The following is a 19,079-nucleotide window of genomic DNA, read 5'->3' as shown; positions in this document are numbered from 1 at the left end:
ACCCGAGCTGACATTACAGAAAGGCCCCAAGCCGATGTCGTTTTTGCAGAGCCTGGCCGCTGCCTTCAAGGGCACGGCCGCGCGTGTGCCGCTGGCGCGCGCTTACAATTCGCCGTGGATCATGGCCGATGGCGGCATGGCCCGCGCGCCGTTTGAATATGGCCGGGCAGTGCGCCGGGCCTATCTCGACAACCCCGTGGCGCAGCGCGCCGTGCGGCTGGTGGCCGAGGGAATCGGGCAGGCCGCGCTGGTGCCGACCGAGCCGGATCTGGCCGTGCTGGTCACAGCGACGAGCGCCGGGCAAGCGCTGCTGGAGACGCTGGCGAGCCACCTGCTGCTGCATGGCAATGGCTATGTGCAGATCATCAAGGACGCTCGCGGGCGGCCGGTGGAACTGTTCGCGCTGCGACCCGAGCGGGTGAGCGCGATCGTCGGCCCCGATGGCTGGCCCGAGGCCTATGCCTACCGCGTGGGCGAGCAGGCGATCTCCATCCCGGTGGAGGACGAGGACGCCTCGCCCAATATCATTCACATCAAGGCCTATCATCCCGCCGACGACCATTACGGCGCGGGCTGCCTTTCCGCCGCCGACCAGGCCGTGGCGATCCACAATGCCGCGAGCTGCTGGAACCGCTCGCTGCTCGACAATGCGGCGCGGCCTTCGGGGGCGCTGGTCTATGACGGGGGCGACGGTGCCGGGCTGACCCCGGACCAGTTCGACCGGCTCAAGGATGAGCTGGCCCAGGCCTTTTCGGGCGAGGGCAATGCCGGGCGGCCGTTGGTGCTGGAGGGCGGGCTGAAGTGGCAATCGCTTTCCATGAGCCCGGCGGACATGGATTTCGCCGCGCTCAAGGCCGCGGCGGCGCGGGACATCGCGCTGGCCTTCGGGGTGCCGCCGATGCTGCTCGGCCTGCCGGGGGACGCGACCTATGCCAATTACCGCGAGGCCAACCGCGCGCTGTGGCGGCTGACCTTGCTGCCGCTGGCGGCCAAGCTGCTCTCGGCCCTGTCGGAGGGGCTGACGACATGGTTCCCGGACAGTCCGCTGACGGTCGACCTCGACCGGGTTCCGGCGCTGGCCGAGGACCGCGAGCTGCTGTGGAGCCAGGTGAGCAAGGCCGACTTCCTGAGCCTGGACGAGAAGCGGGCGATGCTGGGTCTTGCGCCGATGCCAAAGAATTTGGAGAACAAATAATGAACAGACAGGACATGCTGGCCGGGCTGATCGCCCAGGCCACCAGCGCGGGCGCTGATCTGGTGACCCTGCGCGCGATCGTCGAGGAAGCGAGCGAAGTGGGCGCCGAGCGGGTTCTCAGCCGGATGGGCCTGGCCGATGCCGAGGCGCACGAGGACCTTTCCGAGCTGCGCCAGCTGCTCGCGGCCTGGCGCGATGCCAAGCGCGATGCCTGGCGGGCCATGGTCGGCTGGGTGGTGACCGGCGCGGCGGCGCTGCTGCTGGTGGGCATCGCGGTGCGGCTCGGCCAGATCGGGCTGCTGCGGTGAGCGATGGGCCGCTGCGTTTTGCGGGCTATGCCGCCCTGTTCGACAAGCGCGACAGCGGGCGCGACGTGATCCGGCCCGGGGCCTTTGCCCGGACGCTGGCCGAGCGGCGCCAGCCGCTGCCGCTCTACTGGCAGCACCGGCCCGACCAGCGGATCGGCTGGGTCGAGACCGTGGGCGAGGATGCGCGCGGGCTGCGCGTCGTGGCTGCGATCGACAACCCCGAGGGCGGGGCCGCGGCGGCGCTGAGGCGCGGCACGGTGACCGGGCTCTCATTCGGATACACCGCACGCCAGTTTCGCCGCGACCAGACCGGGCGCGAGCTGACCGACATCGACCTCTTCGAGGTGAGTCTGGTGACCCATCCGATGCAGGACGCGGCGCGGGTCCACCTCGTTTCCTGAATTTTCCTTCTTCCCCTTCGAAGACCGGTCGCCCGCGGGGCGGCCCCAATGTGTGTGAAAGGTGAACTGCCTCATGGATATCGAAAACTCCGCTGAAGCGCTCGACGCCTCGTTCGACATCGTTGCCCGCCAGGATGCGGCCGAGGGCGCGCTGGAGGCGCTGCGTTCGGATATCGCGGAAGTGAAGTCGCGGCTCGAGAGGACCCCGCGCGGCGGGCGTCCGGCGCTGGGCGGCGCGGCAGGCGGCATCGAGGTCAAAAGCTTCGTCGACGGCTTTCTGCGCCAGGGCCGCGAGGCCGAGCTGAAGTCCCTCTCGGGCGCGGTGGCGGCCGACGGCGGCTATGCCGTGCCGCGCGAGATCGACGAGAAGATCGCCGCCGTGCTGCGCAAGATCAGCCCGATCCGCCAGATCGCGCAGGTCGTCCAGGTCGGCACCGCCGGCTATCGCAAGCTGATCATGACCTCGGGCAGCGCCTCGGGCTGGGTCAGCGAAACCTCGGCGCGCCCGGAAACCACCGCGCCCAAGTTCGCCGAGATCGCCCCGCCCTCGGGCGAGCTCTATGCCAATCCCTCGGCCAGCCAGGCCATGCTCGACGATGCCATGTTCGACGTCGAGACCTGGCTCGCCTCGGAAATCGGCGCGGAGTTCGCGCGGGCCGAGGCCGCGGCCTTCGTGGGCGGCAGCGGCACCAACCAGCCCAAGGGCTTCCTTGTGGCCCCGACCAGCAATGCCGCCGACGCCGCCCGCGCCTTCGGTACGCTGCAGTTCGTCGCCTCGGGCAATGCCACCGGTTTCGACACCTCGCCGGAACTCAAGCTGATCGACCTCGTCCACTCGCTCAAGTCGGCGCACCGGCAGGGCGCGGTCTTCGTGATGAACACCGCGACGCTGGCCGCCGTGCGCAAGCTCAAGGCCGCCGACGGCTCGTTCCTGTGGCAGCCGGGCCTGATGGAAGGCGCGCCGGCCCGCCTGCTGGGCTATCCGGTGATCGAGGCCGAGGACATGCCCGACGTGGCCGCCGGCAACTTTCCGATCGCCTTCGGCAACTTCAGGAACGGCTACCTGATCGCCGAGCGCTCGGCGACCAAGATCCTGCGCGATCCCTACACCAACAAGCCGTTCGTGAACTTCTACGCGACCAAGCGCGTGGGCGGGCAGGTGCTGGATAGCGAGGCGATCAAGCTGCTCAAGATCTCGACCTGACGGCTCCCCTGAGGGCCCCGCGCATTTCCCTCCCCTGAGGGCGCGGGTCACCTGCGCCCGCGCCGGGCGGATTTTCCCCCTTTCCCGTCCGGCGCGGGCGCCTTCGTTCTTTTTCGTGACAGACATGGAGACCGCCATGAAGCGGGCAATCGTCGCAGCCGCGCCCCTCTCGCCGGCCGCGCTGGCCGAGCTCAAGGACTGGCTCGGCATCAATACCAGTGGCGAGGACGCCACCCTTACCGCCCAGCTGAGAGCCGCGCTGGAAACCTGCGAAGCCTTCACCGGGCAGATGCCGCTCGTGGCGGAATGCGAGGACGTGATCGCGGTCAGCAGCGAATGGCAGAAGCTGGACGTGCGCCCGGTGCTTTCGATCACTTCGGTGGAAGGGCTGGCGAATGACGGCACCCGGCTGGCGCTGACACCGGCGGCCTATGCGCTGGATTTCCGCGCCGACGGCACCGGCTGGCTGCGCATGCTCGACCCTGGCCTTGCCAGCCGGATCGCGGTGCGTTTCAGCGCTGGCCTCGCGACCGACTGGAGCGGCCTGCCCGACGGGCTGCGCCACGGCATCGTGCGGCTTGCCGCCCATCAGTATCGCCAGCGCGAGGCGGGCGACAAGGGCCCGGTTCCGCCGGCCGCCGTGGCTGCCCTGTGGCGGCCATGGCGCGGGCCGCGCCTGCTGTGAGCGCGCTGGCCGCAACCACCGATTTCACCGCCCTTGCCGCCAGCCTGCAGCGCCGGGCCGAGACTGTCTCCGTGGCCCAAGCCGAGACGCGGGCCTTGGCCAGGGCGACGCCCGACCGGGTCTGGCGCCGCGCCGACCTGCTCTGGCCCGCATTCACGAAAGGATAGGTTCCGATGGAAATTGCCTTGCGCACGGCCCTGATCGGCTGGCTGGCTGCGGACCCTGTGCTCGCCGCCGCGATCAATTCGGTGACCGAAGAAGCCCCGGCCAGCGCCGCGATCCCGTGGCTGGCCATCGCCACCAGCGCGAGCGCTGACTGGAGCGTGAAGGATTGCCCGGGCCGCGAGGTGCGGATCGCGCTGGAACTGCATTGCCGGGGAGACCGGCCCGACACCGCCGCCGAGCTGGTCCGCGGACTCGAGGCGCGGATTGCCGCCTTGCCGCGCGATCAGCCGGGCTTTGCCGTGGTCAATGCCCAGTTCCTGCGCGCCCGTTCCGAGCAGCGGGCCGGCAATGTCCGCTCGGTCCTGCTCGAATACCGTTTCCGGCTGCTGGCCGCCTGACCGGCCAGTGCCCCGACACCCCTTACAGACGGAGAAGCCCCATGGCCGCACAGAAAGGTGCCGCATTCCTGCTCAAGATTTCCGACGGGGCCGCGACCCCGGCCTACCAGACCGTGGCCGGGCTGCGGACCACCCAGATGTCGATCACCGGTGACACGGTGGTCGTAACCAGCAAGGACAGCGGCGGCTGGCGCGAGCTGCTTTCGGGCGCGGGCGTTCGCCAGGTTTCGGTCAGCGCGGCGGGGATCTTCCTCGGCAGCGCGGCCGAGAACCAGATCCGCGACGTGGCCCTGTCGGGCTCGCTGGCCGACTATGAGCTGAGCTTCGAGGACGGCGCGCGGATGCGCGGCAAGTTCCTCGTCCAGAAGCTGGAATATGCCGGCGATTTCAACGGTGAGCGCAATTACACGCTGGCGCTGGAAAGCTCCGGCGCAGTGGTGCCGGCGTGAGCGCAGCGGGGATCGCCAATCCCGAGCGGGGCGAGGCCGTGCTGGTGGTGAGCGGGATTCCGCGCCTGCTGCGCCCGACCTTTTCCGCGCTAGTTGGCGCGGAAGAGGAAATGGGGCCGCTGTTCGCCCTCGTCGAGCGGGCGGGCGCGGGCCAGCTCAGGCTGTCCGAGCTGGCCGCGCTGTTCTGGCATTGCCTTGCCGACCGCGCGAGCATCGGGCGCGAGGCAGTGGGCGAGGCGGTGATCGCCGCCGGGCTTGCCGGGGCGGCGAGGCCGCTGCGCGTGCTGCTCGCGCAGATCCTGCAGGGCACCGAATGAGCGAGCGGTTCGCGCCCGGCGCCGGGCGTCTGGCGGGCCTTGCCGGGCGCGCACTGGGCTGGCGGCCGCACGAATTCTGGGCGGCAACCCCGGCGGAACTGGCGGCGATCCTTTCCCCCCTCGCGCAGGCCGAAGCAGGCACGGGCGTGAGCCGCGCCGAGATTGCCCGGCTGATGGAGCAAGACAATGACTGATACGGTCGACACCCTGATGGTCGATGTCCGGGCCAGCACACAGGGCTTTGCGCAGGACATCGCGGCCATGCGCAGCACCTTCGACGGCACGCTGGTCGACGGATTTTCCCGCGCCGGCACCGTCCTGGAACGCGGGCTGGTGAGCGCAGTGCGCAAGGGCAGCCTGAGTTTCGAGGACCTTGGCAAGACGGCGCTCAATGTGATCGATTCGATCGCGGCGCAGGCACTCAAGGGCGCGCTGGGCGGAACCTCCTCTAGCGGAGGCGGCGGGCTGCTGAGCCTCGGCACCAGCCTGCTCGGGGCCGTGCTCGGCCTGCCGGGACGGGCCACGGGCGGGCCGGTTTCCCCGGGCCGGGGCTATGTCGTGGGCGAGCGCGGACCGGAGCTGTTCGTGCCGACCAGTGCCGGGCGAATCGAGACCGGAACGCCCGGAGGGACGAGCCGCGACGTGCGCGTGGCGATCACGGTGAACGGCAGCGGGAGCGCGAGCGGCCCGCAGGCCCTGCAACGCTCGAGCCGGCAGGTGGCGAGCGCGGTGAAGCGCGCCTTGCGCGACTATTGAGGACAAGCGAACCATGGCCTTCTGGCTGACCCATGCCCGCGACGGGCAGCATAGCGACTGGATCCAGCGGTTCGACCCGCGTTACTGGACGGTCAACTTTCCCCGGCCGATGATGGCATCGGTCGTCTCGACCGGCCCGGCGGCGCTGCGCGTCGACGTGCGGTTCATGCAGACCGGCGACCTGGCCGGGCTGATCTGGGACAGCGTCGACCGGTTCGACCATCCGCTGCTCGCCTATTGCACCGACCGGGACTATTCGCGCACGGCGCTGTCGTTTCGCTGGCGATCGGGCGGGCTGATCGCGCTCGACGAGGTGAATGGCCCGACCCTGACCATCGAGGGGCGCGATGCCAGCGGGGCGGCGCGGACCTGGTACGTGCGGCTGTGGAACTATGCCGTGTCCGGCTCGCCCACGGATGCCGAGATCGTGATCCCGTTCTCGGCGCTGGACGGGGGTTTCGTGCTGCCGGACGATGCCGACCCGGTTCACCCGGCCGACATCGACCGGATGTTCATCTCGCTGGTGGCGCCGGGCTTCGTGCCCGGGGGAACGAACCCCTTTGCCGTACCGCCCGAAGGCTGGGCCGAGCTGAGCGCGATCCGTTGCGACGGGGAGCGGGCCATGCTGGAGATCGGCGACGTGATCGTGCCGCCGCATGGAATCGCCTGCGCGACGGCCTATGACGATTGCTGCAACCAGGCCCCGGCGCGGCTCCTGCGCAATGTCGACCAGCTCGGCTATCGCGGCAGCCTGTTGCACTATGTGGGGATGAGCCACTTCTTCCGGCTGGTGCCGGCGGATGGCACCTTTCTGGTGGAGGAAGGCTCGGCCCCGATCTGCGCCCCGGCGCGGGCCTGGCACGAGAATTTCCTGGCCGAAGCGAAGGCGCGGGACTTTTCGCCGATCTTCTCGCTCTCCTACGAGGTGCTGGCCCAGCACTGTCCGGACGACTGGCAGCAGCGCGCGAGCGATGGCACGGCGGCACGGACCGGATGGTCGCCGCCGTCGGCCCTACTCTCGCCCGCTCATGACGAGGCAATGGCATGGCTGCGGGGCGCCGCGACGGACTTTGCCGCGATGATGGCCGAGGCGGATGTGGCGGTGCGCTTCCAGGTGGGCGAGCCGTGGTGGTGGATGGATGCCGGACGCAGGATCCACCTTTATGACGATGCGGCGCGGGCAGCCTTCGGCGGCGATCCGCCGGTGATCGCGGACATGGGCGCGCAGCTGGGCGCGGCGGAGAAGACCCTGCTGGATTCGGCGGGCGCGTTGCTGGCGGCATCGACCGCCGGCGTGGTGGATGCGGTGCGCGAGGCGGCGGCGCCGGCTTCGGCCGAGGTGCTCCTGCTGACCTTCCTGCCGACCGTGCTCGACCCGGCCATGCCCGAGGCGCGCCGCGCCAACCTGCCGACCGGCTGGGCCGCGCCCGCTTTCGACCGGCTGCAGGTGGAAGACTATGACTGGCTGACCGGCGGGCAGGATGCGGCCCGGCGCGCGGCTTACGGCGTGGTGGATGCGCGGCTGGGCTATCCTGCCGAGGCGCAGGACTACCTCGCCGGGTTCACCCTGAATGCCGACGACGGCCCGCTGTGGCGCCGGATCGATACGGGGATCGACGAGGCCCGGGCCCGCGCGGCCCACGAGGTTTTCGTCTGGGCCCTGCCTCAGATCTGCCGCGACGGCTTCGTTCGCCTGCCCTCCCCTTCTGCCGAGGATGACCAGATGCAGTCCTTCGACGATATTCCCTATCCCCTGGCGCTGGGCAGCGATGCCGCCGTCGCGCCGGAGTTCTCGACCTCGATCGCCGTCACCGCCTCTGGCTTCGAGCGGCGCAACAGCCTGTGGTCCGACGCGCGGCTGAAGTTCGACGTGGGGCCGGGGGTCCGCTCGGAAAGCGAGCTGGGTACTTTGCTCTCCTTCTTCCGGGCACGGCGCGGGCCGGCGCGGGGCTTTCGCCTGCGCGATCCGCTCGACCACAGTTCCAACGCGATGACCGGGACGCCCACCGCACTTGACCAAGTGCTGGGCACTGGCGATGGCCATGCCGCCCACTTTCCCCTCGTCAAGCGGTACGGCGAGGACGAGGGGGCGCAGGTGCGACGGATCACGCGCCCCGAGGCTGCGTCGGTGCGGATCAGCGTGGACGGGGCGGTGATGACCTCGGGATGGTCGCTTGATCCGCTGGGCGTGGTGGCCTTTGCCGCCGCGCCGGCGGCAGGCGCGATCGTGCGGGCGGGCTTCCGGTTCGACGTACCGGTGCGCTTTGCCGAGGACCAGCTCCAGCTTTCCGGCACCACCTTTGCCGCGGGCGAGGCGCCGAGCGTGCCCGTGGTCGAAATCCGCGAGGCGGCATGAGCAGGGTCTGGTTTTCGCAGGAGCTGGAAACGGTCGCCACGTTCTGGCGGGTCATCCGGCGCGACGGCGTGACGCTGGGCTTCACCACTCACGACGGGGACCTCTGGTTCGATGGGGTGCTGCACCGCGCCGCGCCGGGCATGGTTCCTTCGGCAATCCGCCGCTCGGCCGATTTCGACGCCGACAGCGCCGAAGTGGAAGGGGCGCTGGCGCACGATTCGATCGATGCGCGCGATCTGGCCGCAGGCCGGTTCGACGGGGCGCGGGTGGTGATCGGGCTGGTCGACTGGAATGATCCGGCCGACCGTTTCGTGCTGTACCGCGGCACGATCGGCACCGTGAGCGAAGACAGCGGAACATTCTCGGCAGCGCTGGAATCGCGCAAGACCGAATTGCGGCGCGATCCGGTGCCGCGCACATCACCGACCTGCCGGGCGGAGTTCTGCGGACCGCGCTGCAACCTTTCGGCGGCGGCCCATGACCATCCGGGCCGGATCGTCTCGGCCGACATCGACGGCAACTGGGTCGAGATCGCGGCCGCCGTCGACATCGCCTTGCTGGCCGGGGGCGATCTGCGCTGGCTGGACGGCAGCAATTGCGGGCAGAGGTCGGCCATCGCCGGGATCGAGGATGGCCGGCTCCTGCTCTCGGCGCCGCTTGACAGTGCGGGGATCGGCAGCCGGGTGATCCTGCGCGAAGGGTGCGACCGCACCATCACCACCTGCGCAGCGCGCTTCGGGAACGCGGTCAATTTCCAGGGCGAGCCCTATCTACCCGGAAATGACATGATCGCGCGCTATCCGGCGGCATCGTGATGGAGGCCGCGGCTCTGGCGGCAGCGGCCGAGGCGCTGGTCGGCTGCCGGTTCCGGCTGCATGGCCGCGCCCCGGAAACCGGGCTCGACTGCATTGGCCTCCTGTCGGCCGCACTGGCCGGGATGGGGCGTCCGGCGGCGTTTCCTACCGGCTACCGACTGCGCACCGGGTCATATGCGGCGCTCCCCCTGCTGGCCCGAGATCATGGCTTCGCAGCTGCATCCGGCCCGGACGAGCCCGGCGATGTCCTTTTCGTCCGTCCCGGGCCCGGCCAGTTGCATCTGGTGATCGCGGCGCGGCGCGCGGGATGGTTCGTCGAGGCCCATGCCGGGCTTGGCCGCGTTGCAGTCCGGCCCGGGCCGCTCGGCGATATTCTGGTTCAACGCTGGCGAATGACAGCACAGGCTTGAAAGCAGGCACATGGCGACTCTGATTTTTTCCGCGATCGGCACGGCGATCGGCGGCCCGCTGGGCGGCGCCATCGGTGCGCTGATCGGTCGGCAGGTCGATACGGCGATCATCGGTTCCGGATCACGCGAAGGCGCCCGGCTCAAGGAACTGTCGGTGACCACCTCGAGCTACGGCTCGGCGCTGGCGCGGCATTTCGGCCAGATGCGGGTCGCCGGATCGATCATTTGGGCAACCGACCTGGTCGAACACAGCGACACCCAGGGTGGCGGCAAGGGACGCCCTTCCACGACCAGCTACAGCTACAGCGCTTCGTTCGCGGTGGCGCTCGCCTCGCGCCCGATCGCCGGGATCGGTCGGATCTGGGCCGACGGCAACCTGCTGCGCGGTGCATCAGGCGACCTCAAGACCAGCGGCACCCTGCGGATATATACCGGCGGGGGCGACCAGGCGGCCGATCCTCTGCTCGTCGCGGCGGAGGGAGAAGGCCTGTGCCCAGCCTATCGCGGCACGGCCTATGCAGTCTTCGAAAACCTGCAACTCGGCGATTTCGGCAACCGCCTGCCCGCGCTCACCTTCGAGGTGCTGGGCGGCGAGACGGCGCTCAATCTGGCGCAGATTACCGAAGGGGTGATCGAGGGGATTACGGCCGACGTTCCGTTGGACGACATGCTCGGCCTGTCGTGCGAGGGCCCCTTGGCGGACATCCTCGCCCAGATCAACGCGGTCGTCCCGGTCGATTGCGACGTCAGCGGCGACATCCTGACCATCCGCTCGGGCGAGGCCTCTTCCCCTGCCTTGCTCCGCGCGGCCACCACTTCGGCACCCGACGATGGCTTCGCGCCGCAAAGCGGCGTGGCGCGCAAGCGGCTTCCGGCACAGGAAAATCCGCCGGAGCTGCTGCGCTATTACGATGTCGATCGCGATTATCAGCCCGGCCTGCAGCGGGTGCTGGGACGGCCCGCACCGGGCCAACCGGACACGATCGAGCTGCCGGTTGCCGCCACCGCCGCCTCGGCGCGGGCGATGATCGAGGCGGCGACCCGGCGCGGACGATGGGCCCAGCAGACCCTGTCGTGGCGTACGGCGGAAATCGACCCTGCGATCCGTCCGGGAGCGCTGGTCCAGGTTCCCGGGCAACCGGGCCTGTGGCGGGTGAACGAATGGGAATGGCGCTCCAGCGGCATCGAGTTGACGCTGTGGCGCTCGCCGCCCGGCGGTTCGGCCACCGTTGTCTCGTCCGACGCCGGACGGATCCTCCCGCCTGTGGACGCGGCGCTGGGAGCGACCGAACTTGTCGCCTTCGAGGTGCCGTGGGACGGGACCGGTTCAAGCGATGCCCCGCTAGTCCTGGCGGCGGCCGGTTCGGTCGCGCCGGGCTGGTCGGGCGCCGCACTTTTTCTCGACGGCGGCGACGGACAGTTGCAACCGGTCGGTTCGACCGGGCGAAGCCGCAACGTGATAGGGCATGCACTTTCGGCTCTCGGCGCAGGAAGCCCGCATCTGCTCGACCGCGCGAACAGGGTCGAGATCGCACTCACCGCGGCCGACCAGTCTCTCGTCAATGTCACCGGCAACCAACTGGCGATGGGCGCCAATCGCGCCCTGCTCGGCGAGGAAATCATCCAGTTCGCCAGGGCAACCCCGCTTGGCGAGGGCCGGTGGCGGCTGGAAGGCCTGCTACGCGGCAGGGGCGGGACCGAGCAGTCCATCGACTCCCACCTGTCGGGCGAACCGTTCGTCCTGCTCGACGGCGGCCCGACGCTGGTCGATGGAGCGTTGGTCGGCCAGAACCCGTTGGCAACCGTGGCCGCCGTGGGGGCCGGCGACGCCGAACCGGCCAGTGTGCCGATCCGTTGCCGGGGCCTGACGCAGCGTCCGCTGTTTCCGGTGCGGCCAAGGGTGGAACCCCTGGCGGACGGGAGCCTCCAGCTGGGCTGGACGCGCCGGGCCCGCGGCGCATGGGCATGGCTGGATGCGGTGGAAACCCCGCTCCACGAGGAAAGCGAGCAATATGACGTGTTCGTTGGCCCGCCCGAGACCCCGGTCGCGATGTGGACCCTTTCTACCAACGCCTTGACGATCCCGGCCGCGACCGCCGCGAGCCTTGCCGCCGCGCATCCCGGGGCGCCGGTCATGGTGCGGCAGCGCGGCAGCTATTCCGTATCCCAGCCCCTCCTGCTCACACATCTCGATTGAGTTCCTGAAAGGTAAGCCATGAGCGATCCCATTACGTTTGACAGCGTCAGCCCGCGCCTTGGTCTGCCCCTGCTTTTCGCGGGACAGGCCCAGAAAGAGGCCTTCGTCAACGAGGCCCTGTCCATTCTCGACGGGTTGAGCCACGCCGCGATCGAGGCCGAGCAAGCCGCTCCTCCGGCTGCCCCACTGGATGGACAAGCATGGTTGATAGCATCCGGTGCCAGCGACGATTGGTCGGGCCGCGCGGGGCAGGTGGCCCTGCGTCAGGGCGGACAGTGGCTCTATGTCGCGCCGCGTGACGGCATGCGACTGCTCAACGCCGCAACCGGCCAGGATCTGCGCCGCGTCGGCGGCGCTTGGCGCAAAGCCACGGCTCTGGCGCCGCCGAGCGGCGGAACGGTTGTGGATGCCGAGGCCCGGAACGCGATTGCCGCCATTTTTTCCGCGATGCAGCAGGCCGGCATTTTCCCTTTGTAAACGGGAACTTTGGCAAGTGGGCCGCGTTAGACGGCAGAATGAGGGATTTTCCGGAGTCGAATCGTAATGGGGACCGCATTTTGTGCGGCTTTTCGGCAACAGTTGGCGGCTCGGCCGCTTGCAGGGTTAATTTTAAGCCGATACACAAGTGAACACTCGGTGGTGTGTAAAAACGCAAAAGGGGAAATCTAACATGCGGAAACTCGTCCTAGGGTTGGCGGTTGCCACTACGGCACTCGCCTCGCCTGCGCTTGCGCGCGACAAGTCGTGGTATGTTCAGGTCGAAGGCGGTCCGATGATCGTCGAAGACATGAACTTCAGCATTGCCGGCGTCACCACGCCCAGCAAGCTCGACACCAAGACTGGCTACGACTTCGGTGGCGTTATCGGTTACGACTTCGGTCCGTTCCGTCTCGAAACCGAAGCCAGCTATCGCCGTGCCAATGCCGATAACTACACCGTGAACGGTGTCAGCCTCGGCAAAAGCTCGGTCGGCAAGGTCGACGCACTGAGCTTCATGGTCAATGGTCTGCTCGACTTCGGGCCGGACGACGGCCTGCAGGGCTTCGTGGGCGGCGGCGTCGGGGTGGCTCGCGTCAAGGCGAACCTCAACTCGACCAGCAGCCTTGGCGCGCTGAACGATTCCGACACCGGTTTCGCCTGGCAGGCTCTGGCGGGCGTTCGCGCCCCGATCAGCAGCCACTGGGATGCTGGCCTGGAATACCGCTTCTTCAACGAGAGCAACGTCAACCTCGTCGACGCTACCGGCCGCGCGGTAACCTCGCGGTTCCGCTCGCACAGCCTGCTCGGTACGCTGACCTACAACTTCGGCGAACCGCCGGCTCCGCCGCCGCCCCCGCCCCCGCCGCCGCCGCCTCCCCCGCCGCCTCCGCCCCCGCCGCCTCCGCCGCCGCCTCCGCCGCCGCCGGTGTGCAACAAGGGGCCCTACATCGTGTTCTTCGACTGGGATAAGTCGGACATCACGCCCGAGGCTGCCACCATCCTCGACAGCGCCGTCGCCGCCTATGGCAACTGCGCAAACGTGCCCATCATGCTCGCCGGCTATGCCGACCGCTCGGGTACGCCCAAGTACAACGTCGCCCTCTCGGGCCGCCGCAATGACTCGGTCCAGGGCTACCTGACCAGCCATGGCGTCCCCGGTTCGGCGATCACCGCTCAGGCCTTCGGTGAAACGAACCCCCGCGTTCCCACCGCCGACGGCGTCCGCGAACTCCAGAACCGCCGCGTGGAAATCACCTACGGGCCGGGTTCGGGCAACTAAGCTTCGCCAGAAGCCTGCAAAATTCGAAGGGGCCGGAGAAATCCGGCCCCTTTTTGCTATAATTAGAAGACATTCATCCGAGGGGACCTGCCGTGCGAAACCGTTTCTGCGCCATCGCCATGATCGTGACCCTCTCGGCCTGTGCGACCACGCCGGTCACGCCGCCCCCGGTGGCGACTTTCAGCATGATTTCAACGACGGGTCAGCCGGCCGGCTCCATAGCCCTCGTGACCTCCGGAGCCGGATACCGGCTGCTCGGCAACGTGTCCGGCCTCCCGGCGGGATCGCACGGCATTCATATTCACGCGGTGGGGCGCTGCGATGGCCCCGCCTTCACCACCGCAGGCGGGCATCTCAATCCCGCCATGCACGAACATGGTGTGCTCAACCCCAAGGGCGCGCACATGGGCGATCTGCAGAACATCGCCGTGATCGCTGACGGGACGGGGCAGATCGACCTGCCGCTTCAGGGAACCAGGGCCCAACTCGATGCCGGTCTGTTCGATGCCGACGGGACGGCGCTGGTTATCCACGCCGCCGCGGATGACTATCGCACCGACCCCACCGGCAACAGCGGCGCGAGGATCGCCTGCGGTATTCTCGTCAGGACCTGACCGCAGCCCGATTCAGGCGTCGGCTGCGTAAGCGGTCGTGTCAACCAGTCCCGCGCGGGCGAACCCGTCGCGGCGCAAGCGGCAACTATCGCACAGCCCGCAGGCGCGGCCGTCTTCCTGGGGATCGTAGCATGACCAGCTCATCGCCGGATCAAGGGACAGCCGCGCCGTTTCCCGCGCAATGTCGTCCTTGCCCATGAACTGCAGCGGCGCGTGAATGGTGAAGGGCACCCCTTCCGAGCCCGCTCTTGTCGCCAGCGTCGCCACGTTCTCGAAGGCGGCGATGAATTCCGGCCGGCAATCGGGATAGCCCGAATAGTCCAGCGCATTCACGCCGATGAAGATGTCGCTCGCCCCGATTGCCTCGGCCCAAGCCAGCGTCAACGACAGGAATACCAGGTTGCGCGCCGGGACATAGGTGACCGGAACCCCTTCCTCCAGCCCCCCCTTCGGCACGGCGATATCATCGGTCAGCGCCGAACCGCCGAACTGCCGCAGGTCGAGCGGCAATATGACGTGGCGGCTGGCGCCGAGATGCGCCGCAATGGTCCGCGCAGCCTCGATCTCGCGGCGATGGCGCTGATTGTAGTCGATCGTCAGCGCATTTACCCGGTAGCCCGCCTCACGGGCCAAGGCGGCGACGACCATCGAATCCAGACCGCCGGACAGGAGGACGACCGCATCCTTCGGTTTGGCGTGCAGGGCTTGGCTCATGCCACCGCGCTAACCAGCGCAGCCCCCGCTGGCAACCGCCTTAGGGCGTACAATCGCCGATCCGGCGCCCTTCGGCGACAAATTCGAACGGCAAGCCTTCCGCAATCCCCTGGCTCTCAATCTGAACCAGTTGCCCGGTTTCGAGCCGGATGTGCGTGCGCCCGTAGCCCTTGCCGCGGCAGGTATACTGGACCGTGACCGAACTCGGCCCATCCTCGAGCACGAGCCGGTTGCACGGACTCTCCGGATGGCGCAGCTGGATCAACCGCTTCCCGCTATCGATGCAGATCCGCTGGACCGAGCCATCGCGGCGGCGCAGCTCCCAGCGTCCCTCGCTGATCCGGCCGAGCATCTGCAGGACCGGCTTTTCCGCGGCGACCTCGTTGCTGCCGGCAGCCGACAGCCCGGCCAAAAATGCCCCGCCCAACAGCACTGATCGCCAAGTGAACATCAAGGTCCGGTCCGCGCCGACCGGTGAATCCGGCGGCCCGCCGCAAATATAGTCACGCCTTTCGGCGCGGCCAAGTGTGCCTTGCGCAAGCCGAAGCGATCAGGTCTCGATCCGGAACAGCTTCGAGCAGAAGGCGCAGTCGACCACGACCATGCCATCGTCGTCCCGCATTTCGGCGCGCTCGGATTCCGGAAAACGCGAGAGGACCGCACGGTAGTGCTCGATCGAGCACCGACACCCACGGGTCAGCGCCGTCCCGGATGCAACGCGAATCTCCCCTTCCTCATGGAATATCCGCCAGACCAGATCTTCCATCGACACGGCCTGGTCGATCAGTTCGTGATGTCGCACCGAGCCGGCCATGACCGCGACGTGCTCCCAGTCGGGATGGTCCATCCGGGCATGAAGGCGCTCGCGTCCTTCCTCTCCCTCGGGCAGGTGCTGGACCAACAGTCCCCCGGCGATGCAGCCGTCCTTGCCGCTGCGGGTGCCGATGCGGATCAGGGTCGGAACCTGCTCGGACTGGGCGAAATAGCGCTCGCACGCATTGGCCAGCGAATCCCCCTCGAGCGGCACGATGCCCTGGTAACGCTGTCCTTCGGCGGCAAGGTCGAAGGTCACCGCGAGATAGCCCTGCCCGAACAGCGCAAACAGCGAGGGATTGGCCCCCAAGGCCGCCAGCCGGTCCGCGTCGTGGCGGACATAGCCGCGCAGTTCCCCGCCGCGATAGTCGCAGGCCAAAAGATCCACCACGCCGCCGCCGGTCTGCGCCTGTACCGTCAGCTGCCCCTCGTCGTCCTTGAGCAGCGCGCCCATCAGCGCGGTCAGGGTCAGGGCCTCGGCCAGCAGGTGCTTGATCGCCGAGGGATAATCGTGGGCCGAGAGGATCGTATCGAGCACCGGCCCGAGCCGCACCGCGCGCCCGCGCACGTTGCGGCCCGGCACGGTGAAGCCGAGCACGCAGTCGGATCCCGTCTCGCCCGGCGCGGCGCCGCCTGCCTCTTCGCTCACAGCTGGCCCAGCGCCCAGCGCAGCACGCTCTTCTGGGCGTGAATCCGGTTCTCCGCCTCATCCCAGACCAGCGAGCGCGGCCCATCGATCACGGCATCGGTCACTTCCTCGCCGCGGTGGGCGGGCAGGCAGTGCAGGAACACCGCATCGGCCTTGGCCGCGCCCATCAGCGCCTCGTCCACCTGATAGGGCGCCATCGCCGCCAGCTTTTCCTCGGCATGGGCCTGGCCCATCGAGATCCAGGTGTCGGTCACGACCACGTCGGCCCCGACCACGGCCGCGCGCGGATCGCGGTGCAGGCTGATCCGTCCCCCGGCTGCATTGGCCCGGTCGATGAAGCCCTGATCCGATTCGTAGCCCTCCGGCACGCCGATGCGGACGTTGAACTTCATCAGCCCCGCCGCCTCGACGATCGAGTTGAGCACGTTGTTGCCGTCGCCCAGCCAGGCCAGCTCCAGCCCGGGCAGGGCCTTGCCGTTCTCGATCACCGTCAGCAGGTCAGCCATGATCTGGCAGGGGTGCGACAGGTCGGTCAGCCCGTTGATCACCGGCACGGTCGAATAGTGCGCCAGTTCCTCGATCTTGGCGTGATCGTTGGTGCGGATCATCACCGCGTCGACCATCCGGCTGAGCACCCGCGCCGTATCGGCGATGGTCTCGCCCCGGCCGAGCTGCATCCCGCCCGCCTCCATCACGATCGCGCTGCCGCCGAGCTGGCGCATGGCCATGTCGAACGACACGCGGGTGCGGGTCGAGTTCTTCTCGAAGATCATCGCCAGCACCCGCCCGGCCAGCGGCGCATCGGCGTCTGGCTGGCCCTTGGCCCAGGTCCGCCGCGCCGCCTTGCGGTCGAGCGCATCGCCCAGCATCGCGGCGACGGCATCGCCGCCGGCGTCGGCCAGGTTGAGGAAGTGCCGCGTCATCAGGCGACCTCCACCACCGAATAGCTCGCCGCACCGGCCGAGAGCTTGTCCATGAACTCGTCGATATGGCTCTCGTCGATCACCAGCGGCGGCACCAGCCGCAGCGTGTGATCACCGGCCGAGACGGTCAGCAACTGGTGATTGTCGCGCAGGTGCGCCACGAACGGCCGCGGCTCGACCTTCATCTTGACCCCCAGCATCAGCCCCCGGCCGCGCACCAGCTCGAACATGTCGGGATAGTTGCCGATGAACTGCTCCAGCCGCGAGCGCAGCCGCTCACCGGTCTCGCGCACCTGGGCGAAGAACGAGGCATGGCCGACCACGTCGAGCACGGCCTCGCCCGCCGCCATGGCGAGCGGATTGCCGCCATAGGTCGATCCGTGAGTGGCGAAGCCCATGCCGCGCGCCGCCTTCTCGGTGGCCATGCAGGCGCCGAGCGGGAAGCCGCCGCCGATGCCCTTGGCCGTGGCCAGCACGTCCGGCTCGATCCCGTACTGCTCATAGGCATAGAAGGTGCCGCAACGGCCATAGCCGCACTGGACCTCGTCCAGCACCAGCATCAGGTCATTGTCGTCGGCCAGCTGGCGCAGGCCCTTCATGAATTCGTCGCTCGCCGGCTTGATCCCGCCCTCGCCCTGGATCGGCTCGACGAGGAAACCGGCAGTGTTCGGCCCCATCGCCGCCTTCACGCCCTCGAGATCGTCGAAATCGACGTACTTGAAGCCCGGCAGCAGCGGCAGGAAGCCCTTGTGCATCTTGTCCTGGTCCGAGGCGCTGACCGTCGCCATGGTCCGCCCGTGGAAAGCGTTGCGGAAGGTGATCAGCTCGAACTTGTCGAGGTTGCCGACATGCTGGTGATAGGCCCGCGCGGTCTTGATCGCGCATTCCACCGCCTCCGCGCCGGAATTGGTGAAGAACACCGTGTCGGCGAAGGTCAGGTCGACCAGCCGCTGCGCCAGCTGCTCCTGGTGCGGGCTGCCATAGAGGTTGGACACGTGCATCAGCGTCGCCGCCTGCTGCTGGATCGCGCCGATCAGGCCCTCGTGCGAATGGCCCAGGATGTTAACCGCGATTCCCGCCGCAAAGTCGAGATAACGCTTCCCGTCCTCACCGATCAGGTGGCAGTGGTCGCCGCGCACCGGCCGGAAGGCGGTCCGGGGATAGACGGGCATGAGCGGAGAGATCGACATGACTGGTTCCTTGAAGTCCGATGTGCCCCGCGCAAAACTCAACGGCAGGGGCAGGTAAACACAAACGACAAATGGCGGCCCTGACGGACCGCCACTTGCGCGCATCATGCTTGTGCCGACCTTCGGTTACATGCCCGAGAGGCCGGCCGGCCGGATCAACCCTGAAGCGGCGAGAGGTTGACCGCCGAGTACTTGCCTCGTCGATCGACCTCGATATCGAATTCGAGCCGGTCGCCCTCGTTCAGGGCCCGCATGCCCGACCGTTCGACCGCGCTGATGTGGACGAAAGCGTCCGGCTGGCCGTCGTCACGCGTGATGAAGCCGAAGCCCTTCATCGCGTTGAAGAACTTGACCGTGCCGGTAGCCTTTTCGCCGGTCAGCTGACGCTGCGGCGCGACTTCGCGCTTCTCGACCGGGATGACATCACCGACGATGACTAGGTCGCTCGCCGAGATCTTGCCGCCGCGATCGACCAGCTGGAATTCCAGGGTCTGCCCTTCGGCCAGGCCTTCGAGACCGGCGCGTTCGACCGAGCTGATGTGGACGAAAACGTCTTCGCCGCCATCTTCGCGCTGGATGAAGCCAAAGCCCTTCTGGGCGTTGAAGAACTTCACGACGCCCTTGCCCTGGCCTACGACCTGGGCCGGCATGCCGCCGCCGCGCGGGCCGCCGAAGCCGCCACGATCACCGCCGCCGCCGCCGCCGCCGAAGCCGCCACGCGAGCCGCCGCCGAAGCCGCCGCCACCGCCGCGCGAGCCGCC

At 68.5% G+C, this 19,079-nt stretch carries 23 protein-coding genes; 17 read left to right on the top strand and 6 right to left on the bottom strand.

Annotated features, from left to right (window positions below; translation table 11 throughout):
• Positions 1-34 precede the first annotated feature (34 nt).
• The 17 genes from H7F51_RS05965 (at position 35) to H7F51_RS05885 (ending at position 14,029) form a co-directional block, all read left to right on the top strand.
• Positions 35-1,195, top strand: a complete 1,161-nt coding sequence (locus tag H7F51_RS05965; protein ID WP_185663327.1) for a phage portal protein — start codon at positions 35-37, stop codon at positions 1,193-1,195.
• On the top strand, positions 1,195-1,503 hold the full coding sequence (locus H7F51_RS05960; RefSeq protein ID WP_185663326.1) for a DUF6127 family protein: 309 nt from the start codon (positions 1,195-1,197) through the stop codon (positions 1,501-1,503). The genes H7F51_RS05965 and H7F51_RS05960 overlap by 1 nt, the downstream gene beginning before the upstream one ends.
• Positions 1,500-1,904, top strand: a complete 405-nt coding sequence (locus H7F51_RS05955; RefSeq protein WP_343061229.1) for an HK97 family phage prohead protease — start codon at positions 1,500-1,502, stop codon at positions 1,902-1,904. The genes H7F51_RS05960 and H7F51_RS05955 overlap by 4 nt, the downstream gene beginning before the upstream one ends.
• 73 nt (positions 1,905-1,977) lie before the next feature.
• Complete coding sequence (locus H7F51_RS05950; RefSeq protein ID WP_185663325.1) at positions 1,978-3,108, top strand: phage major capsid protein; 1,131 nt, start codon at positions 1,978-1,980, stop codon at positions 3,106-3,108.
• A 136-nt stretch (positions 3,109-3,244) separates the two neighbouring features.
• Positions 3,245-3,793, top strand: coding sequence for a head-tail connector protein (locus H7F51_RS05945; protein ID WP_185663324.1), 549 nt, complete (start codon positions 3,245-3,247; stop codon positions 3,791-3,793).
• A 173-nt stretch (positions 3,794-3,966) separates the two neighbouring features.
• Entirely contained in the window at positions 3,967-4,356 is a 390-nt protein-coding gene (locus H7F51_RS05940) for a DUF3168 domain-containing protein (RefSeq protein WP_185663323.1), read from the top strand.
• A 41-nt stretch (positions 4,357-4,397) separates the two neighbouring features.
• A complete protein-coding gene (locus H7F51_RS05935; RefSeq protein ID WP_185663322.1) occupies positions 4,398-4,805 on the top strand; it encodes a phage major tail protein, TP901-1 family in 408 nt (135 codons plus the stop codon).
• Positions 4,802-5,122 carry a GTA-gp10 family protein gene (locus tag H7F51_RS05930; RefSeq protein WP_185663321.1) on the top strand — a complete coding sequence of 107 codons (321 nt, stop codon included), beginning with the start codon at positions 4,802-4,804 and terminating at the stop codon, positions 5,120-5,122. Before H7F51_RS05935 ends, H7F51_RS05930 begins: the two co-directional genes overlap by 4 nt.
• Positions 5,119-5,316, top strand: coding sequence for a phage tail assembly chaperone (locus H7F51_RS05925; protein ID WP_185663320.1), 198 nt, complete (start codon positions 5,119-5,121; stop codon positions 5,314-5,316). The genes H7F51_RS05930 and H7F51_RS05925 overlap by 4 nt, the downstream gene beginning before the upstream one ends.
• Entirely contained in the window at positions 5,309-5,878 is a 570-nt protein-coding gene (locus H7F51_RS05920) for a tail tape measure protein (protein ID WP_185663319.1), read from the top strand. Before H7F51_RS05925 ends, H7F51_RS05920 begins: the two co-directional genes overlap by 8 nt.
• A 13-nt stretch (positions 5,879-5,891) precedes the next feature.
• On the top strand, positions 5,892-8,234 hold the full coding sequence (locus H7F51_RS05915; RefSeq protein WP_185663318.1) for a DUF2460 domain-containing protein: 2,343 nt from the start codon (positions 5,892-5,894) through the stop codon (positions 8,232-8,234).
• The gene (locus tag H7F51_RS05910) at positions 8,231-9,049 is read left to right on the top strand and encodes a DUF2163 domain-containing protein (protein WP_185663317.1); all 819 of its coding nucleotides are present in this window, start codon (positions 8,231-8,233) and stop codon (positions 9,047-9,049) included. The genes H7F51_RS05915 and H7F51_RS05910 overlap by 4 nt, the downstream gene beginning before the upstream one ends.
• Positions 9,049-9,459: a peptidoglycan endopeptidase gene (locus tag H7F51_RS05905; protein WP_185663565.1), complete on the top strand. Its 411-nt coding sequence runs from the start codon at positions 9,049-9,051 to the stop codon at positions 9,457-9,459. The genes H7F51_RS05910 and H7F51_RS05905 overlap by 1 nt, the downstream gene beginning before the upstream one ends.
• A 10-nt stretch (positions 9,460-9,469) precedes the next feature.
• Complete coding sequence (locus H7F51_RS05900) at positions 9,470-11,656, top strand: GTA baseplate fiber-binding domain-containing protein (RefSeq protein ID WP_185663316.1); 2,187 nt, start codon at positions 9,470-9,472, stop codon at positions 11,654-11,656.
• 18 nt (positions 11,657-11,674) lie between these two features.
• Positions 11,675-12,133: a DUF2793 domain-containing protein gene (locus H7F51_RS05895; protein ID WP_185663315.1), complete on the top strand. Its 459-nt coding sequence runs from the start codon at positions 11,675-11,677 to the stop codon at positions 12,131-12,133.
• Positions 12,134-12,326: 193 nt separating this feature from the next.
• On the top strand, positions 12,327-13,415 hold the full coding sequence (locus tag H7F51_RS05890; RefSeq protein ID WP_185663314.1) for an OmpA family protein: 1,089 nt from the start codon (positions 12,327-12,329) through the stop codon (positions 13,413-13,415).
• Positions 13,416-13,507: 92 nt separating this feature from the next.
• Positions 13,508-14,029 (top strand): superoxide dismutase family protein, encoded by a 522-nt coding sequence (locus tag H7F51_RS05885; RefSeq protein WP_343061228.1) that lies wholly within the window; start codon positions 13,508-13,510, stop codon positions 14,027-14,029.
• 12 nt (positions 14,030-14,041) lie between these two features.
• Here the strand turns inward: H7F51_RS05885 and queC are convergent, their stop codons facing one another.
• The 6 genes from queC to H7F51_RS18800 all read right to left on the bottom strand — a co-directional run.
• The gene (gene queC, locus H7F51_RS05880; RefSeq protein WP_185663313.1) at positions 14,042-14,743 is read right to left on the bottom strand and encodes a 7-cyano-7-deazaguanine synthase QueC; all 702 of its coding nucleotides are present in this window, start codon (positions 14,741-14,743) and stop codon (positions 14,042-14,044) included.
• 40 nt (positions 14,744-14,783) lie between these two features.
• A complete protein-coding gene (locus tag H7F51_RS05875; RefSeq protein WP_246447899.1) occupies positions 14,784-15,155 on the bottom strand; it encodes a DUF3617 domain-containing protein in 372 nt (123 codons plus the stop codon).
• 138 nt (positions 15,156-15,293) lie between these two features.
• The gene (hslO, locus tag H7F51_RS05870) at positions 15,294-16,205 is read right to left on the bottom strand and encodes an Hsp33 family molecular chaperone HslO (RefSeq protein ID WP_185663312.1); all 912 of its coding nucleotides are present in this window, start codon (positions 16,203-16,205) and stop codon (positions 15,294-15,296) included.
• Positions 16,202-17,128, bottom strand: a complete 927-nt coding sequence (gene argF, locus H7F51_RS05865) for an ornithine carbamoyltransferase (protein WP_185663311.1) — start codon at positions 17,126-17,128, stop codon at positions 16,202-16,204. The genes hslO and argF overlap by 4 nt, the downstream gene beginning before the upstream one ends.
• Entirely contained in the window at positions 17,128-18,318 is a 1,191-nt protein-coding gene (locus tag H7F51_RS05860) for an aspartate aminotransferase family protein (protein ID WP_185663310.1), read from the bottom strand. The genes argF and H7F51_RS05860 overlap by 1 nt, the downstream gene beginning before the upstream one ends.
• 155 nt (positions 18,319-18,473) lie before the next feature.
• On the bottom strand, positions 18,474-19,079 hold a 606-nt coding region (locus H7F51_RS18800), incomplete at its 5' end, for a cold-shock protein (RefSeq protein WP_281384418.1).

Origin of the sequence: Novosphingobium flavum, from assembly GCF_014230315.1 — a bacterium.
GTDB classification, from domain to species: domain Bacteria; phylum Pseudomonadota; class Alphaproteobacteria; order Sphingomonadales; family Sphingomonadaceae; genus Novosphingobium; species Novosphingobium flavum.
Note: the sequence above shows the minus strand (reverse complement) of the source record. Positions and strands in the feature narration are given on the sequence as shown.

Bases quoted from the DNA above. Each gene is read 5' to 3' on its own strand.
- H7F51_RS05965 (WP_185663327.1), top strand. From the start codon at position 35: ATGTCGTTTTTGCAGAGCCTGGCCGCTGCCTTCAAGGGCACGGCCGCG.
- H7F51_RS05945 (WP_185663324.1), top strand. From the start codon at position 3,245: ATGAAGCGGGCAATCGTCGCAGCCGCGCCCCTCTCGCCGGCCGCGCTG.
- H7F51_RS05920 (WP_185663319.1), top strand. From the start codon at position 5,309: ATGACTGATACGGTCGACACCCTGATGGTCGATGTCCGGGCCAGCACA.
- argF (WP_185663311.1), bottom strand. From the start codon at position 17,128: ATGACGCGGCACTTCCTCAACCTGGCCGACGCCGGCGGCGATGCCGTC.
- H7F51_RS05910 (WP_185663317.1), top strand. From the start codon at position 8,231: ATGAGCAGGGTCTGGTTTTCGCAGGAGCTGGAAACGGTCGCCACGTTC.
- H7F51_RS05890 (WP_185663314.1), top strand. From the start codon at position 12,327: ATGCGGAAACTCGTCCTAGGGTTGGCGGTTGCCACTACGGCACTCGCC.
- H7F51_RS05940 (WP_185663323.1), top strand. From the start codon at position 3,967: ATGGAAATTGCCTTGCGCACGGCCCTGATCGGCTGGCTGGCTGCGGAC.
- H7F51_RS05895 (WP_185663315.1), top strand. From the start codon at position 11,675: ATGAGCGATCCCATTACGTTTGACAGCGTCAGCCCGCGCCTTGGTCTG.
- H7F51_RS05935 (WP_185663322.1), top strand. From the start codon at position 4,398: ATGGCCGCACAGAAAGGTGCCGCATTCCTGCTCAAGATTTCCGACGGG.
- H7F51_RS05915 (WP_185663318.1), top strand. From the start codon at position 5,892: ATGGCCTTCTGGCTGACCCATGCCCGCGACGGGCAGCATAGCGACTGG.
- queC (WP_185663313.1), bottom strand. From the start codon at position 14,743: ATGAGCCAAGCCCTGCACGCCAAACCGAAGGATGCGGTCGTCCTCCTG.
- H7F51_RS05950 (WP_185663325.1), top strand. From the start codon at position 1,978: ATGGATATCGAAAACTCCGCTGAAGCGCTCGACGCCTCGTTCGACATC.
- H7F51_RS05925 (WP_185663320.1), top strand. From the start codon at position 5,119: ATGAGCGAGCGGTTCGCGCCCGGCGCCGGGCGTCTGGCGGGCCTTGCC.
- H7F51_RS05860 (WP_185663310.1), bottom strand. From the start codon at position 18,318: ATGTCGATCTCTCCGCTCATGCCCGTCTATCCCCGGACCGCCTTCCGG.
- H7F51_RS05900 (WP_185663316.1), top strand. From the start codon at position 9,470: ATGGCGACTCTGATTTTTTCCGCGATCGGCACGGCGATCGGCGGCCCG.
- H7F51_RS05905 (WP_185663565.1), top strand. From the start codon at position 9,049: ATGGAGGCCGCGGCTCTGGCGGCAGCGGCCGAGGCGCTGGTCGGCTGC.
- H7F51_RS05960 (WP_185663326.1), top strand. From the start codon at position 1,195: ATGAACAGACAGGACATGCTGGCCGGGCTGATCGCCCAGGCCACCAGC.